Origin of the sequence: Arthrobacter sp. UYP6 (assembly GCF_040547315.1) — a bacterium.
Classification (GTDB): domain Bacteria; phylum Actinomycetota; class Actinomycetes; order Actinomycetales; family Micrococcaceae; genus Arthrobacter_B.
The window spans coordinates 40,571-54,056 of sequence record NZ_JBEPPM010000001.1; the positions used below are offsets into that span (position 1 = coordinate 40,571).

A 13,486-nucleotide genomic window follows, 5' to 3' on the forward strand; every position below is an offset into this window, starting at 1 on the left:
GCCATCATACCGGTGCCGCTCAGGCTCCGGCGCGCCGCCCGCCCAGACCCCGGGAGGTATCCCCCATGGCCTTGAGGGTGGCACGGATTTCCTTGGGCAGCGAGAAAATGATGTCCTCCTGCGCTGTGACCACCTCTTCGACGTCACCGTAGCCGTACTCGGCCAGCATGTGCAGCACGTCCTGGACCAGGTTTTCCGGCACGGAAGCACCGGAGGTCACACCAACAGTGGCGACGCCCTCAAACCAGGTTTCATCAATCTCGTTGGCGAAGTCCACGCGGTACGAGGCTTTGGCGCCGTATTCCAGCGCCACTTCCACCAGACGCACGGAGTTGGAGGAGTTCGCGGAACCGACCACCAGCACCAGATCCGCCTCGGGGGCGATCTTCTTGATCGCGGCCTGACGGTTGGAGGTGGCGTAGCAAATATCGTCGCTGGGCGGATCCTGCAGCGTGGGGAACCGCTTGCGCAGCAGGTTCACCGTATGCATGGCTTCATCCACGCTCAGCGTGGTCTGGGACAGCCAGATCACCTTGTTCGGGTCCCGGACCACCACTTTGTCCACGTCTTCGGGACCGTTGACAATCTGTGTGTGTTCCGGCGCCTCACCGTAGGTGCCTTCGACTTCCTCGTGGCCTTCGTGTCCGATCAGCAGGATGTCAAAGTCGTCGCGCGCAAAACGCACGGCTTCCTTGTGCACCTTGGTCACCAGCGGGCAGGTGGCGTCGATGGTCTGCAGGTTCCGGTCCTGTGCGGCCTGTACGACGGCGGGAGAGACTCCGTGGGCGGAGAAGATCAGCCGTGCGCCTTCCGGGACCTCATCGGTTTCATCAACGAAGATTGCACCCTTTTCCTCCAGCGTGTGGACCACGTGCAGGTTGTGGACAATCTGTTTGCGGACGTAGATGGGCGGCCCGTAGGCCTCCAGCGCCTTCTCCACGGCAATGACTGCGCGGTCGACGCCGGCGCAGTAGCCGCGCGGTGCGGCCAGCAGGACGCGGCGGTCGCCGGCTACGGGTGCGGCGGCGGCTACCTCCTGCGGACTGCGGCGCCTGCGCGGCACGGTGGGCATAGGCACGGAAACGGCAGTGCTGGTCATGCCTCCATGCTATCGGGTGGTCCGGCGCCGAAGTTCCTCAGCGGTGTTCCGTCCGCTGTCGGCGCACTGACCCGTGCTACGCGGTGGGCGTGCGGCAGGGCGGTCGCTGCCGCGGCCCAAACCGCTCAGCGCCGCCCGCGACCGCTGAACACCGCCCGGACGAGGAGACCAAGTACCAGGAGCACCGCCGCGCCGAGCATGAAGGGAATTGTCCACGCCTGCAGACTCGGGCTGGCCTCGGAGGCAAAGGCTGCGGCGAAGGTCTCAGCCAGGGCACTGGTGTAGACCGGCCGCGCAGCGATCGAGGGAAGGCTGCCGGCGACAATCCACAGCACTCCCCCGGCCAGCAGCGCGCCGGTTCCCAGCCAGGCCAGCGCCGCTCCCCGAATGCGGGCCACCAGCAGGGCCAGGACCGCAGCAATGCCCGCTCCCACGCTCAGAAAGGGCCAGGCGTTGGCAACGCTTACCGCCGCCTCAATTCCCCCGCGCTGGTCCGGCTGGCCCAGCTCCAGCAGGGACTGCTCCGGTGCCGGAATATCAATCCCGGCGGCGCCGCCCAGCTCCTTAGTCACCAGGCCCACCACCGGCGCGAGGTCCAGCGTGACTCCCCCTTCGCCGTCGAACGTTTGGGCGTGCGAGCTCTGCAGGGTCTCATCCCAGGCCTGCGGATAGCCGGGCAGCGACTGCACTCCCTGTACCGCGCTGGTGATCAGGGGCTCAATGAAGGAGGCGACGGCGTCGGGCACCTGGACGCTGTCGCTCACCTGGGCTCCCAACTCCACGGCTAGGTCCTGTTGGAAAGCCTGGTTGGTCCCCAGCGGCCGGCCCAGATCAACAAAGCCGTCCTCGGATATCACGTTTGTATCCAGCCACGCCGAGCACAGCGCAGCAATTGCCAGCAGGATGGCGGCCAATCCCAAGATAGCCGAGCCAAATGTTCGCATCGGGTGTTTCCTCACTCTGGTTCCGGAACGCGCGTTGTGGGCGGCACCTGATAGACATTAACTTATGCAAGACCCCACAGACCGTACAGGTCCAGACGAGCCCGCCGTTCCGACGAGCCTTCCGAAGACCGCTGCGGAGACCAGTCCCGAGAATCCGTGGCCGCTACAGCTGCTCTCACGGAACCTGAAAAGCTACATCGATCGCGCCCCCGCCACATGGGTGGAGGGGCAAATTATCGAGTTGAACAAGCGGGCAAACGCCTCCTACATCACACTGCGCGACGTCGATGCGGAGATTTCGCTGTCTCTGACCGTCTGGAGCGCGGTCATGAATCGGCTGGAGCTGCCGCTGGAACGCGGTGCGCGGGTGGTGGCCCAGGTCAAACCGGATTTCTGGGTCAAGACCGGGCGCCTCTCCATGCAGACCAAGGACATCCGCCCCGTGGGGGTTGGGGACCTGCTGGCTCGAATCGAACGGCTGCGCCAGTCGCTGGCCGCTGAGGGACTGTTCCGCGAGGACCGCAAGCTGCCGCTGCCGCTGCTGCCGGGACGGATCGGGCTGATCACCGGCCGTAATTCCGATGCCATGAAGGACGTCATGCAGAACGCCGCACTGCGTTGGCCGGCCGTGGCCTTTGAAGTTCGGGAAGTAGCCGTGCAGGGCGTCAACGCCGTGGCGGAGGTGACCCGCGCACTGGCCCAGCTCGATGCCATGCCGGAGGTCGACGTCATTGTGATTGCCCGCGGCGGCGGTTCACTGGAGGACCTGCTGCCGTTCAGCCATGAGGACCTGATCCGGGCCGTCTCCGCTGCGGGCACCCCGGTGGTCAGCGCCATCGGCCATGAAGCGGACCGGCCGCTGCTCGATGAGGTTGCGGATCTCCGGGCGTCCACGCCCACTGACGCCGCCAAACGGATTGTGCCGGACGTCGGCGAGGAGCTGCAACGGATCGGCGCGGCCAGGGCACAGCTGCGGCGCATCGTGGAGCTGACCGTCGGCCGGGAAACTGAACGCCTGAATCACATCCGGTCCCGCCCTGTCATGGCAGCACCGCAGACCATTGTGGATGTGCGGGCCCAGGACGTCTCCCGGCTCCGCGAGCGGGCCCTGTCCTGCATGACCGCGGAGGTCCGCCGGGACACCGACCGGATTTCCCACCTCCGGGCCCAGGTCCGGGCCCTGTCGCCGCAGAACACGCTGGACCGCGGCTACGCCGTGGTGCAGCTCGACGACGGAGCCGTGGTGCGGGAGGCCGCATCCGTTCCCGAGGCGGCGCCGCTGCGCATCCGGGTTGCCGTGGGCGAGCTGGCCGCCACCGCCGGAGCACCGGCAACGGCCCCGTCTGTGGAGAAGACCGGCGCATGAGCGGAACATCCCCCGCAGCCACGCCGCCACCATCCCCCGGCCTCACCCGAGTCCCCCGTCTCCCCCGAACCACGCGACACAGCAGGTCCAACCGAAGGAAGCAGCAGAAATGAACCCCGCAGCAAACGAGACAACAGCAATCCCCGCAGACATCGAGGCCATGAGCTACGAGCAGGCGCGTGACGAACTGGTCACAGTGGTTGGCCGGCTGGAAACGGGCGGCGCGTCGCTGGAAGAATCCCTGGCCCTGTGGGAGCGAGGCGAACAGCTTGCCACCCGCTGCGAATCCTGGCTCGAAGGTGCCCGCCGCCGCCTGGATGCAGCCCGGGAGCAGGCGCGCGGCGAATAACCCGCGGCCCGCTCCCCGGGCCCGCACCGCAGCGCGGGCCCGGCTACTGCTTGTAGGTGCTCAGGAACTCCGCGAGCCGGATCATCGCGTCCTCGATGTCCTCCACGTTGGGCAGGGTCACCATCCGGAAATGGTCCGGGCGCACCCAGTTGAAGGCCGTGCCCACGGAGATCAGGATCTTCTGCTGCTTGAGCAGGTCCAGAGCGAACAATTCGTCGCTGGCAATCGGGTACACCTCAGGGTCCAGCTTCGGGAACAGGTACAGCGCCCCCATAGACAGCTCACAGCTCACACCGGGGATCTCATTGAGCATCTTATGGGCCAGGTCGCGCTGCGCCTTGAGGCGCCCGCCGGGCAGGATCAGATCGTTGATGCTCTGGTAGCCGCCCAGCGCCGTCTGGATGGCATGCTGTGCAGGAACATTGGCGCATAACCGCATGTTCGCCAGCAGGTTGATGCCCTCGATGTAGTCGGCGGCCTCATGTTTGGGCCCCGAAATGGCCATCCAGCCGCTGCGGTAACCGGCAATCCGGTAGGCCTTGGACAGCCCGCTGAAGGTCAGACACAGGACATCTTCACCGGTGATCATGGCCGAGTTCACATGCACGGCGTCGTCGTACAGGATCTTCTCGTAGATTTCGTCCGAGAAGATGGCCAGCCCGTGTTTCCGGGCCAGGTCCACAATGGCCTTGACGATGTGCTCCGGATAGACCGCTCCGGTGGGGTTGTTCGGGTTGATCAGCACAATGCCCTTGGTGCGGTCGGTGATCTTCGCCTCAATGTCCTCCACATCCGGCCACCAGTGCTGCTCCTCGTCGCACAGGTAGTGCACGGCGGTGCCGCCGGCCAGCGACACCGATGCCGTCCACAGCGGATAATCCGGTGCGGGGACAAGGATCTCGTCGCCGTTATTCAGCAGCGCCTGCATGGAGAGCGTGATCAGTTCGCTGACCCCGTTGCCCAGGTAGACGTCGTCAACGTCGATGTTCTGGATGCCGCGGCTCTGGTAGTACTGGACCACGGCGGTGCGGGCGGAGAAGATGCCGCGGGAGTCGCTGTAGCCCTGGGCTTTGGGCAGGTGGCGCATCATGTCCACCAGGATGGCTTCCGGGGCCTCGAAACCGAAGGGCGCGGGGTTGCCGATGTTCAGCTTCAGGATCCGCTGGCCGGCTGCTTCCATCCGCTGCGCGTGCTCCAGCAGCGGCCCACGGATGTCATAGAGAACGTTGTGGAGCTTGTGGGACTGCTTGAATTCTGCCATTCAAACATCGTGCCACAGGCAAGGACCCCCTTCCGCACATGTGAAGCGGAAGGGGGTCCTCTGTTGCCCGGTCAGGGGCGGGTTTTTTCCTCGGAGCTAGGCGAGGCCCTTTTCTTCGAGCCACATGCGGGCCGCTTCGCTGGGGTCCAGCTTCTGGTCACCGCTGACGGCCTGATTCAGTTCAATCAGGTCTTCGGTGGTCAGCTGCGCCGATACCTTGTTCAGCACCTCCGTGGCTTCATCCGTCAGCGCCTGGGAAGAGGCCAGCGGAACCACCTGTTGGGCGGGCCAGTTCTGTTTGGGATCTTCCAGGACCACCAGGTCGTTCTCTACGATCGCGGGGGTGGTGGTGTAGATGTCCGCCACCTGCACTTCGTCCTTGAGCAGGGCGTCCACGGTAAGCGGTCCCCCGCTGTCACCGATGGGCGTGAATTCCTTGAATTCGCAGCCGTACTTGTCCTTCAGGCCGATCAGACCCTGGGCGCGCTCCGCGAATTCCGCCGGGGCCGCCAGGGTGAGCTGGTCGCACACCTTGGCAAGGTCTTCGATACTCTCCAGCGAGTACTTCTCCGCGGTGGCCTTGGTGACCACCATGGCGTCCTTGTTCTCGGCGTCGGACGGCTCCAGGATGATCAGCCCCTCGGGCAGCGCCGCCGGCAGGGCATCGACAATTTCGCCGGCGTCCACGAGCTCGGTCTCCGGATCCACACCCACCAGCAGGGCGCCGGTGTATTCGGGGATCAGGTTGATGGATCCGTCCTCGAGAGCGGGAAGGTATACCTCGCGCGAACCGATGCCGAGCTTGGTTTCGGCGGGGATGCCGGCACCGTTCAGCGCGCCGGCATAGATCTCTGCAAGGGTGCTGGACTCGGGGAAGTCGGCGGAGCCCACCACAATGGTCTCAGCGGCACCGGATGCCGCGCCGGCCGACGGCGATTCCGAGGCGAGGGGATCGCCGCCGCCGCCGCTGCAGCCGGCCAGGGCGAGGGCCAGAGTGAATCCTCCGGCCAGGACCGTCAGGCCCTTCGGCCGGAAATTCCGGCGCTTGTGCTGCATCATTGTTTTCCTCCTTGTGAGCCGGCAGCGGAAGATCCGCCGCCGGTGCCTATGGTTGCTGTCCCTGCGGCCGCATCGGACGCGGTGCCGCGTCCGTCCTGCAGCCCGGGTGAGATCAAAAGGCGTGCTGCCAACGCAATCACGCCATCCACTGCGAGCGCCAGCGCAGCAATGATTACGGCACCACCGAATACCCGCCCGTAGTCGCCCACCGCCAGTCCGTCGATCAGGTACCGCCCCAATCCGCCCAGGTTGATGGTTGCCACGACGGCAACGGTCGCCACTACCTGCAGGGTGGCGCCCCGCAGGCCTCCGAACAGGACTTTCAGCCCGTTGGGTATTTCCACCCGGAAAAGGATCTGCAGTTCGGTCAGCCCCATGCTCCGGGCTGAATCCACAATGCTGCGGTCCACGGAGACAATGCCCGAATAGGTTCCCGCCAGCAGCGGCGGAACGGCCAGCAGGACCAGGGACCAGATGGGCGGCATCAGGCCAAGGCCCGCCAGCAGGACAAACAGGGTCAGCATGCCCAGGGTCGGCAGGGCGCGCAGTAGTCCGGAGACGGTGACCACAACCACCTGACCGCGTCCGGTATGGCCGATGAACAGGCCGAGGGGAACAGAAATGGCAATGGCGATCAGCAGGGTCAGGCCGGTGTACTGCAGATGCTCCAGGCTGCGCATGGGAATGCCGGCGGCACCGGACCAGTTGGCCGGGTCGCTCAGCCATTCCCAGCCCTGGCCCAGGGCATTGGTGGAGGTGTACTCGGTGCGGGGAATAGTCACGGCCATGGCCTAGGCCCCCTTCAATGCGGCGTCCGGCGCCGCCGGCAGTGGGCGGGACGGTCCGGAGGTTCCGTTTCCGGACGCGCTTTCACCGTGGGCGTTGGATTTCTGCCGGCCGGAGCCGCCGGTCTTGCTGCCCGCGGATTTGCCCGCCCGCAGCCACGGGGTCAGGGCGCGCTGCAGCAGCACCAGCAACAGGTCCATGACGAAGGCCAGGACCAGGGTGGCGATAATCCCCACCACGATCTCGGTGATGAAGTAGCGCCGCAGCCCGTCCCGGAAGAAGAAGCCCAGATTTTCCACTCCGATCAGGGCGCCCACGCTCACCATGGAGATGTTGCTGACCGAGACCACCCGCAGCCCGGCAATCAGCACCGGCACCGACAGGGGCAGATCCACGGTCAGGAACCGGCGCAGCGGCCGGTAGCCCATGGCAACAGCGGCCTGCCGCACGCCGTCGTCCACCGAGTCGAAGGCGTCCACGGCCACCCGCAGCATCAGCGCCACGGCATAAATGGTCAGGGCGATAATGATGTTGCTGATGTCCAGGATGCGGGTTCCAAGGATGGCCGGCAGTGTGACAAAAAGCGCCAGCGAGGGAATGGTGTAAAGCAGCGACCCGGTGGCGAGCACACTGCCGCGGATCCGCTTGTTACCGCGGACCAGTGCGGCCAGCGGCACGGCAATGATGACGCCCAGGACCAGCGGCACCACTGATTGGAACAGGTGCAGTCCGGTCAGCCGGAACACCTGGTCGGTGTGGGCAAGGAACCACTCCATGTCAGCCTGCGCTCCGCTGCAGCCGGGCGGCCTCGATCAGGGCCAGCACCTCAGCCGGACGGATCGCCCCGATCGCCCGGTTCTGTGCGTCAACGGCCACGCCCACACCTGCGGGCGAGGACAGCGCCGCGTCCAGTGCCTGGCGCAGATTTTGGCCTTCACGGTACAGCGAGCCGCCGGGAACCAGCTGGCTTGCCGCGGTGATTCCCGCCCGGCGGGAGGCAGGCACCCAGCCCAGCGGGCGCCCGTCGTCGTCCACCGCGAGAGCCCAGTCTCCCTCCAGTGCCACGGTGGGATCGGCCAGGGCGGCCGGGTCCAGGAGCTGGACCGGATGCAGCGGCACTTCCTGTCCCGTTTGGAAGGAAAGGTGCCGGAACCCGCGGTCCCGGCCTACGAAGCCCGCCACGAAATCATCCACGGGGGCACGCAGGATCTCCTCCGGAGCTGCGTACTGGGCCAGCCGGCCGCCCACGGCAAAAACGGCTACCTTGTCCCCCAGGATGGTGGCTTCGTCAATGTCGTGGGTGACAAAGACGATTGTTTTGGCCAGGTCCCGCTGCAGGCGCAGCAACTCCTGCTGCAGCTCGGCGCGGACCACCGGATCCACCGCGCTGAAGGGTTCGTCCATGAGCAGCACCGGGGGGTCGGCGGCGAGCGCGCGGGCCACGCCCACGCGCTGCTGCTGTCCGCCGGAGAGCTGGGCCGGGTAGCGTCCGCCCATTGCGGAAGCCAGCCCGACGACGTCGAGCAGCTCCGCGGCACGGGCCCGGGAGTGGGCCTTGGACTGCCCGTTAAGCCGCGGAACGGTGGCCACGTTGTCCAGCACGGTACGGTGCGGCATCAGCCCGGCGGACTGCATGACGTATCCCATGGAGCGCCGCAGTTCGGGAGCCTTGACGCCGCTGACATCGGTGCCGTCCACGGTGATGGACCCGGAAGTGGGTTCGACCATCCGGTTGATCATGCGCAGCGACGTGGTCTTCCCACAGCCCGAGGGGCCCACGAAGACGGTGATGGCACCTCGGTCAATATCCATGCTCAGATTTTCCACGGCAGCTGCCGAGGAACCGGCAAACGATTTGGTGACACCGCGAAAGCTGATCATTGGTTCGGCGGTCCGCGGCGCGGAATCCGGCGGGGTCATGGGAATACCTTCCGTTGGGGTTTGGAGGACTTCTGCGCAGCAGATGCCCTCCCATATGGTCACCGATGGACACGCACAGTATGCGCTGCCGCTGATTATTCGGAACAGGCAGGCATACGGATGGATAACTCTAGCCCCACCTGCACCAGGGGTGTCGCACCCAGTTCCGGAACACGTTCCAGGGGCACCCAGGCCGCCTCGTCCGTGCTGCCGTCCAGTTCGTGGGTCAACGTTCCGGCGAGAACCCGGGCGCGGTAGATGATCCGCAGCGCATGGAGCAGCCGCCGGTTTTCGCCGGGGAAGCGGTGCTCCGGGGGAATGAAGATGCTGTCCACCCCCAGCAGTTCCTCCGCTTCCACGCTGTAGCCGGTTTCCTCGCGGACTTCCCGCACCACGGCGGCGGGTGCGTCCTCCCGTAATTCCAGCCCTCCGCCGGGCAGGGTCCACCCGGAGTAGCCATGGTCCCGCCAGTGCGAAAGCAGGATGCTGCCGTCCCGGATGACCACCGCGTAGGCTCCCACACGGGTGTCGAAATGCTCAGCCACGCTGCACGTCCGGTGCGGCCAAATATCGGACTCCGTGGACGGGGTCCTGCCGCAGGAACCGGATACCGGTCAGTCCGGACCTTTCCAGGTCCTGCCGCAGCCGGTCCTGAAGCAGCGGCTGGTTCATGCCCAGGCCGCCGCCTACCACCACCGGACCGCTGATATTCAGGAGCCGGGCCGTGTCCTGGACCAGCCCGGCGAGATGGCGGGCGGCAGCCTCAATAATCTCCATGGACACGGCGCTGCCCTCGACCGCAGTGTCAAAGACCACTGAGGCTTTCCCCGCCCAGTAGCGCCTCCCCGTCTCCGCGGAGTGGAACAGGGAAATGAGCTCCTCCGGTTCATCCAGCGAGCAGGCGGCTAGCAGGGCCGTGGCCAGCTGATCCGGCTCGTGACGGAGATTGAAGCTGCGCAGCGTGTGGCGCACGGCTTCCCGCCCAATCCAGTAGCCGCTGCCTTCATCTCCCAAAAGATAGCCCCAGCCCCCGCAGCGCGCTTCATCTGAGTTCGGGCCCAGCCCCCAGGCAACCGATCCCGTTCCGGCGATGAGGGCTATGCCGTCCGGGCTTTCACCCGCGGCCAGGATCAGGCGGGTGTCGTGGATGACGTCCACGACGGCTTCCGGGGCATGCGGGCTGATCAACGCACGGAGGGCCGCGGCGTCGTCGTCCGTGTCAATGCCCCCGGAACCGGCAATGACCCGCTCCACCGGGCCCGGACCAAGTGCCGAAAAGATCTCGGCGAGGTTGGCGGCGGCCTGTGCCGTGCTGACGTTTTGAACGTTGGCGCTGCCGGCCATGGCCTCCGCCGCCGGCACGCCGTTGACCAGAAGCAGGCCGTGGGTCTTGGTCCCGCCAATATCCAGCCCGATGACCCGGTGCCCGGCGCCTGTGTTCGGAGTTCCACGGAAAATGTCCATTGAACCACCCTACTTTCCAGCAGCGCCGTGCGGCACGTCTGCGGCACTTTTAGTGTCCGGCCCACGCTCCTGAAAGCGGTGGGGCCGCTGCCCGGGCCCGGTCAGGCTCCCCTCCGGATGACCCGCATCAGGGCGAAGACACATAGGACCGCGCAGCTGAGCGTGATGGCGGCGGCGAACCAGGCCACCGCAACCGACAGGCCCCAGAGGGCACCGGCAGCGCCCAGGCCCAGAACGGGAAGGGCGCTGCCCAGATACGTGATGACGTAGACCGTGCTGATGATCTGGGCATGCTGGGCCGCCTCGACACTGGCGGCGACATCGTTGAAAACGGCGCGGAAGGCCATCCCCTGCCCAAAACCTGCGGCCACCGAGGCTACTACCAGAAGAGACACGCTTCCCGCCGCTCCGGCGGCGGGGATCAGCGCCACGCCGGTGCCCATCAATGCCAGCCCGGCCGGAACTACCCATCGTCCACGCACACCGGTGAGCTGGCTGACGGCTGATGCGGCCAGGGCCAGGGCCGCCAGCAGGCCCACTACGGGCCGGGCGGAAGTGCCGGCAATGCCGGCAAAGTACGTCGGTGCCAGGGACAGGTAGAAACCGAAGACGGCAAAGCTCAGGAAGCCGGTGAGTGAGGCCATCCAGAACTGCGGCCTGGCCCTTTGGGACACCGCCAGGCGCCGGGGGCGCAAGGCCTTCAGCACCCGGCCGTACGGCGGAGCGGCAATGGCCGGGCGTGCCTTGAGCAGGCACAGCGGAACCAGCAGTGCGGCCAGGACGGCGGAATGGATCAGGAACGGGGTCAGGGTAGGGGCCGGGAGCAGCGACAGCAGGCCCCCGATCACCGGTCCGGCGGCCACTCCGCCGGCGGATACCAGCAGCGTAAAGCGGGTGGCCCACTCCGGGCGGTGCGGCAGCAGTTCACGGAGCGCTGCCGAGCTCGCGCCGGTCGCCAGCGCCACTGATGCCCCCTGCAGGGCACGTCCCGCTATGAGGGCGCCCATCCCGGTTGCCGTTCCGAACAGCACGCCGCCGAGGAGGCTGACGACGCCGGCCAGCACCAAAGCCGCCCGCCGGCCAATGAAGTCGGACCAGTGTCCCACCAGCAGCAGTCCTGCCACTAAGACCATGACATACGCGGCGAAGGCCAGGGTGACGCCAAAGTGGGTCATGCCCAGCCGGTCCCCCAGCAGCGGATACAGCGGCGTGGCGAGGTTGGCGCCCACCAGCAGCGTGGTCATGACGGCGAGGGTGAGCAGCAGCCGCGGACGGCGGGCCGCGTCCCACTCGCGGCGCCCGGCCGGGGCCGGCCGCATCCGCAGTTCACTAAGGACCGTCAACGCGCTTTCACTTACCTTTTTCCGTGTTCTTGTCCGCTGCTGCTTGTGGGCTACAGCGGTTCACGGCCGAGCACTATCTGGGCCGAGTATTTCTGATGGAATCATCTATAGGATGAGGCCTATCGGGTCCGATCAAACGACAATGTGCCAATAATTGATGGTTTTGATCAAAATACTCGGGAACCACTGAGAGGAGATGCGCGCTATGGGCAATCTGGATGCCCTTGACCTGTCGCTGCTGCTGGAACTGGTGCGGGATCCGCGGGCGCAGATAAGTGAGCTCAGTGAAACTCTGGGCATTGCCCGCAATACCACCCAGAGCCATTTGAAGCACCTGGACAAGGCCGGGGTGATCCGGCCCGGCGGACGGGACATCGATCTGGCACGCCTGGGTTATGACGTGCTCGCGTTCGTCACCATCGAGGTGTCCCACCGGGAACTGGACACGGTTATTGCGGGGCTGCGCACCCTTCCGCAGATTCTGGAGGTGCACGAGATTTCCGGACATGGTGATGTCTGGTGCCGCCTCGCCGCCACGGACACCCAGCAGCTGCAGCAGGCGCTGCGTTCCGTGCTGCGCATCAAGGGCGTGATCCGCACCGAGACGGTGCTGGCGCTGCACGAACACATTCCGTACCGGAGCGAGCCGCTGCTGGAAAAGCTGGTGCCCTCCGCCTAGCCCTTGCGGCCAGCGGTTAGGAAGTTCCGGGAGCGCGCCAAAAGCTCCTCAGCAGTGGCCAAAGCCCGTTCTCCGCCCCGGCTTCCTTGTCCGGAGGCTCCGGCCACCAGCGTCAGGGCCACGGCAGCCGAACGAGAGTAGAGCGCTGCCGGATCCGTATCCGCGGCGAAGGCGTCCGCAAAACGCTCGGCAGCTCTCCGCAGCCCGTCGTGACGCGGATTCAGGGCGGCGAACACGTACAGGTGTCCCAGGAAACACGCCAGGTCATCTACCCGGTAACCCGGACCCAGTGAATCTACATCCAGCATGCCGCTGAGCTGCAGGCCTCCTTGACCGCTAACAGCGAGCAGATTTCCGCCGTGAAAGTCGCCGTGGGTGGGCACTACCGGACCCGGGACCGCCGAGCGGACCGCCTCATCTGTTTCCCGGGCGCAGCGGATAATCCGGTCCGCCGCCTCCGGAAGAGCAACTGCCGCACCGGCGGCGTAGTCCAGGACACGCTCGGACCAGGCCGGTCTGCGCGGAAAGGCAAGGGCCTCGCCGGGCAGCCCGGCCAGCAGCCCGGTCAGGACGCCGGGATCAAGTGCAGCAGCTGATCCCTCCCTCAGCTCCTGATGGAGGTTCCGCCCGGGCAGGGACCCCAGTGCGAGGACCGCATCCACGTCCGGACCGGCCCCGGCTCTCACGGGCAGCAGGGGCGGCACGGGAAGGCCGGCGGACGCGGCCAGTTCCAGCCGCCGGCGAAGCTCGGAGGCCAAACGGGGCTGCGGAACTTTGAGATAAGCGGTGACACCGTTGAACCGGGCCCGAATCACTGCTCGGCGCAGGGGTCGGTAGGCCACCAGCTTCAGCGCAGCCCGGGCCCCGCCCTCTTCGGCGCCGAAAAGATTGCGGGCCACGGCTCCGGGGCTTGTGGCCCAGGTCAGCCCGGAAAGGACGGGATCCCGGGGATGCACCCAGAGGCGCATCACTGTGTCATCCACGGCCCCCCGGACCGTGTTGCGGTGTTGGTCTGCACTGAGCGAAGCGGTGGTTGCCCCCACCTGGAGGCGCAACGGTTGCTGCGCGCGGTTCGCAGAGCGGGGCACCGCTTCCACGCGGTAAAGGGCGCTGATTCCCGCGCCGGGCCGGTGATGGGAACGAAGATGGCTCCAGGAAGCGGGCACCAGGCCCAGCGGCCGGAGAGCCGCTGTCAGTGGCCCCGACATAGCGGGTC

14 protein-coding genes are annotated in these 13,486 nt (G+C 66.5%); 3 read left to right on the forward strand and 11 right to left on the reverse strand.

Annotation, left to right across the window (positions count from 1 at the left end; translation table 11 throughout):
- Window positions 1–19: 19 nt before the first annotated feature.
- Entirely contained in the window at window positions 20–1,099 is a 1,080-nt protein-coding gene (locus ABIB35_RS00200; RefSeq protein ID WP_354177915.1) for a 4-hydroxy-3-methylbut-2-enyl diphosphate reductase, read from the reverse strand.
- A 125-nt stretch (window positions 1,100–1,224) separates the two neighbouring features.
- Window positions 1,225–2,043, reverse strand: coding sequence for a hypothetical protein (locus ABIB35_RS00205; RefSeq protein ID WP_354177917.1), 819 nt, complete (start codon window positions 2,041–2,043; stop codon window positions 1,225–1,227).
- 64 nt (window positions 2,044–2,107) lie between these two features.
- On the opposite strand from ABIB35_RS00205, the gene xseA reads away from it, so the two are divergent.
- Complete coding sequence (xseA, locus tag ABIB35_RS00210; RefSeq protein ID WP_354177920.1) at window positions 2,108–3,409, forward strand: exodeoxyribonuclease VII large subunit; 1,302 nt, start codon at window positions 2,108–2,110, stop codon at window positions 3,407–3,409.
- A gap of 109 nt (window positions 3,410–3,518) precedes the next feature.
- Complete coding sequence (locus tag ABIB35_RS00215; protein ID WP_354177922.1) at window positions 3,519–3,758, forward strand: exodeoxyribonuclease VII small subunit; 240 nt, start codon at window positions 3,519–3,521, stop codon at window positions 3,756–3,758.
- A gap of 43 nt (window positions 3,759–3,801) precedes the next feature.
- On the opposite strand, the gene ABIB35_RS00220 is transcribed toward ABIB35_RS00215, so the two are convergent.
- The 8 genes from ABIB35_RS00220 to ABIB35_RS00255 form a co-directional block, all read right to left on the reverse strand.
- Window positions 3,802–5,019, reverse strand: a complete 1,218-nt coding sequence (locus tag ABIB35_RS00220; protein ID WP_354177924.1) for a pyridoxal phosphate-dependent aminotransferase — start codon at window positions 5,017–5,019, stop codon at window positions 3,802–3,804.
- Between the two features lie 96 nt (window positions 5,020–5,115).
- A complete protein-coding gene (locus ABIB35_RS00225) occupies window positions 5,116–6,078 on the reverse strand; it encodes an ABC transporter substrate-binding protein (RefSeq protein ID WP_354177926.1) in 963 nt (320 codons plus the stop codon).
- Window positions 6,075–6,866, reverse strand: coding sequence for an ABC transporter permease (locus tag ABIB35_RS00230; RefSeq protein WP_354177928.1), 792 nt, complete (start codon window positions 6,864–6,866; stop codon window positions 6,075–6,077). The genes ABIB35_RS00225 and ABIB35_RS00230 overlap by 4 nt, the downstream gene beginning before the upstream one ends.
- Window positions 6,867–6,869: 3 nt before the next feature.
- On the reverse strand, window positions 6,870–7,640 hold the full coding sequence (locus tag ABIB35_RS00235; RefSeq protein ID WP_354177930.1) for an ABC transporter permease: 771 nt from the start codon (window positions 7,638–7,640) through the stop codon (window positions 6,870–6,872).
- Window position 7,641: 1 nt separating this feature from the next.
- Window positions 7,642–8,745, reverse strand: coding sequence for an ABC transporter ATP-binding protein (locus tag ABIB35_RS00240; RefSeq protein WP_354178365.1), 1,104 nt, complete (start codon window positions 8,743–8,745; stop codon window positions 7,642–7,644).
- A gap of 134 nt (window positions 8,746–8,879) precedes the next feature.
- Window positions 8,880–9,329: an NUDIX hydrolase gene (locus ABIB35_RS00245; protein WP_354177931.1), complete on the reverse strand. Its 450-nt coding sequence runs from the start codon at window positions 9,327–9,329 to the stop codon at window positions 8,880–8,882.
- Window positions 9,322–10,248 carry an N-acetylglucosamine kinase gene (locus ABIB35_RS00250; RefSeq protein ID WP_354177933.1) on the reverse strand — a complete coding sequence of 309 codons (927 nt, stop codon included), beginning with the start codon at window positions 10,246–10,248 and terminating at the stop codon, window positions 9,322–9,324. The genes ABIB35_RS00245 and ABIB35_RS00250 overlap by 8 nt, the downstream gene beginning before the upstream one ends.
- A 101-nt stretch (window positions 10,249–10,349) precedes the next feature.
- Window positions 10,350–11,591 (reverse strand): MFS transporter, encoded by a 1,242-nt coding sequence (locus tag ABIB35_RS00255; protein WP_354177934.1) that lies wholly within the window; start codon window positions 11,589–11,591, stop codon window positions 10,350–10,352.
- Window positions 11,592–11,796: 205 nt separating this feature from the next.
- On the opposite strand from ABIB35_RS00255, the gene ABIB35_RS00260 reads away from it, so the two are divergent.
- Window positions 11,797–12,270 carry an Lrp/AsnC family transcriptional regulator gene (locus ABIB35_RS00260; RefSeq protein ID WP_354177935.1) on the forward strand — a complete coding sequence of 158 codons (474 nt, stop codon included), beginning with the start codon at window positions 11,797–11,799 and terminating at the stop codon, window positions 12,268–12,270.
- On the opposite strand, the gene ABIB35_RS00265 is transcribed toward ABIB35_RS00260, so the two are convergent.
- Window positions 12,267–13,478: an aminoglycoside phosphotransferase family protein gene (locus ABIB35_RS00265; RefSeq protein WP_354177937.1), complete on the reverse strand. Its 1,212-nt coding sequence runs from the start codon at window positions 13,476–13,478 to the stop codon at window positions 12,267–12,269. The two genes, ABIB35_RS00260 and ABIB35_RS00265, sit on opposite strands and share 4 nt — an antisense overlap.
- Between the last annotated feature and the right edge of the window lie 8 nt (window positions 13,479–13,486).

Coding starts and splice junctions, on each gene's coding strand:
- ABIB35_RS00240 (WP_354178365.1), bottom strand. CDS start 8,745: ATGATCAGCTTTCGCGGTGTCACCAAATCGTTTGCCGGTTCCTCGGCA.
- ABIB35_RS00235 (WP_354177930.1), bottom strand. CDS start 7,640: ATGGAGTGGTTCCTTGCCCACACCGACCAGGTGTTCCGGCTGACCGGA.
- ABIB35_RS00230 (WP_354177928.1), bottom strand. CDS start 6,866: ATGGCCGTGACTATTCCCCGCACCGAGTACACCTCCACCAATGCCCTG.
- ABIB35_RS00205 (WP_354177917.1), bottom strand. CDS start 2,043: ATGCGAACATTTGGCTCGGCTATCTTGGGATTGGCCGCCATCCTGCTG.
- xseA (WP_354177920.1), top strand. CDS start 2,108: ATGCAAGACCCCACAGACCGTACAGGTCCAGACGAGCCCGCCGTTCCG.
- ABIB35_RS00260 (WP_354177935.1), top strand. CDS start 11,797: ATGGGCAATCTGGATGCCCTTGACCTGTCGCTGCTGCTGGAACTGGTG.
- ABIB35_RS00250 (WP_354177933.1), bottom strand. CDS start 10,248: ATGGACATTTTCCGTGGAACTCCGAACACAGGCGCCGGGCACCGGGTC.
- ABIB35_RS00220 (WP_354177924.1), bottom strand. CDS start 5,019: ATGGCAGAATTCAAGCAGTCCCACAAGCTCCACAACGTTCTCTATGAC.
- ABIB35_RS00265 (WP_354177937.1), bottom strand. CDS start 13,478: ATGTCGGGGCCACTGACAGCGGCTCTCCGGCCGCTGGGCCTGGTGCCC.
- ABIB35_RS00200 (WP_354177915.1), bottom strand. CDS start 1,099: ATGACCAGCACTGCCGTTTCCGTGCCTATGCCCACCGTGCCGCGCAGG.
- ABIB35_RS00225 (WP_354177926.1), bottom strand. CDS start 6,078: ATGATGCAGCACAAGCGCCGGAATTTCCGGCCGAAGGGCCTGACGGTC.
- ABIB35_RS00215 (WP_354177922.1), top strand. CDS start 3,519: ATGAACCCCGCAGCAAACGAGACAACAGCAATCCCCGCAGACATCGAG.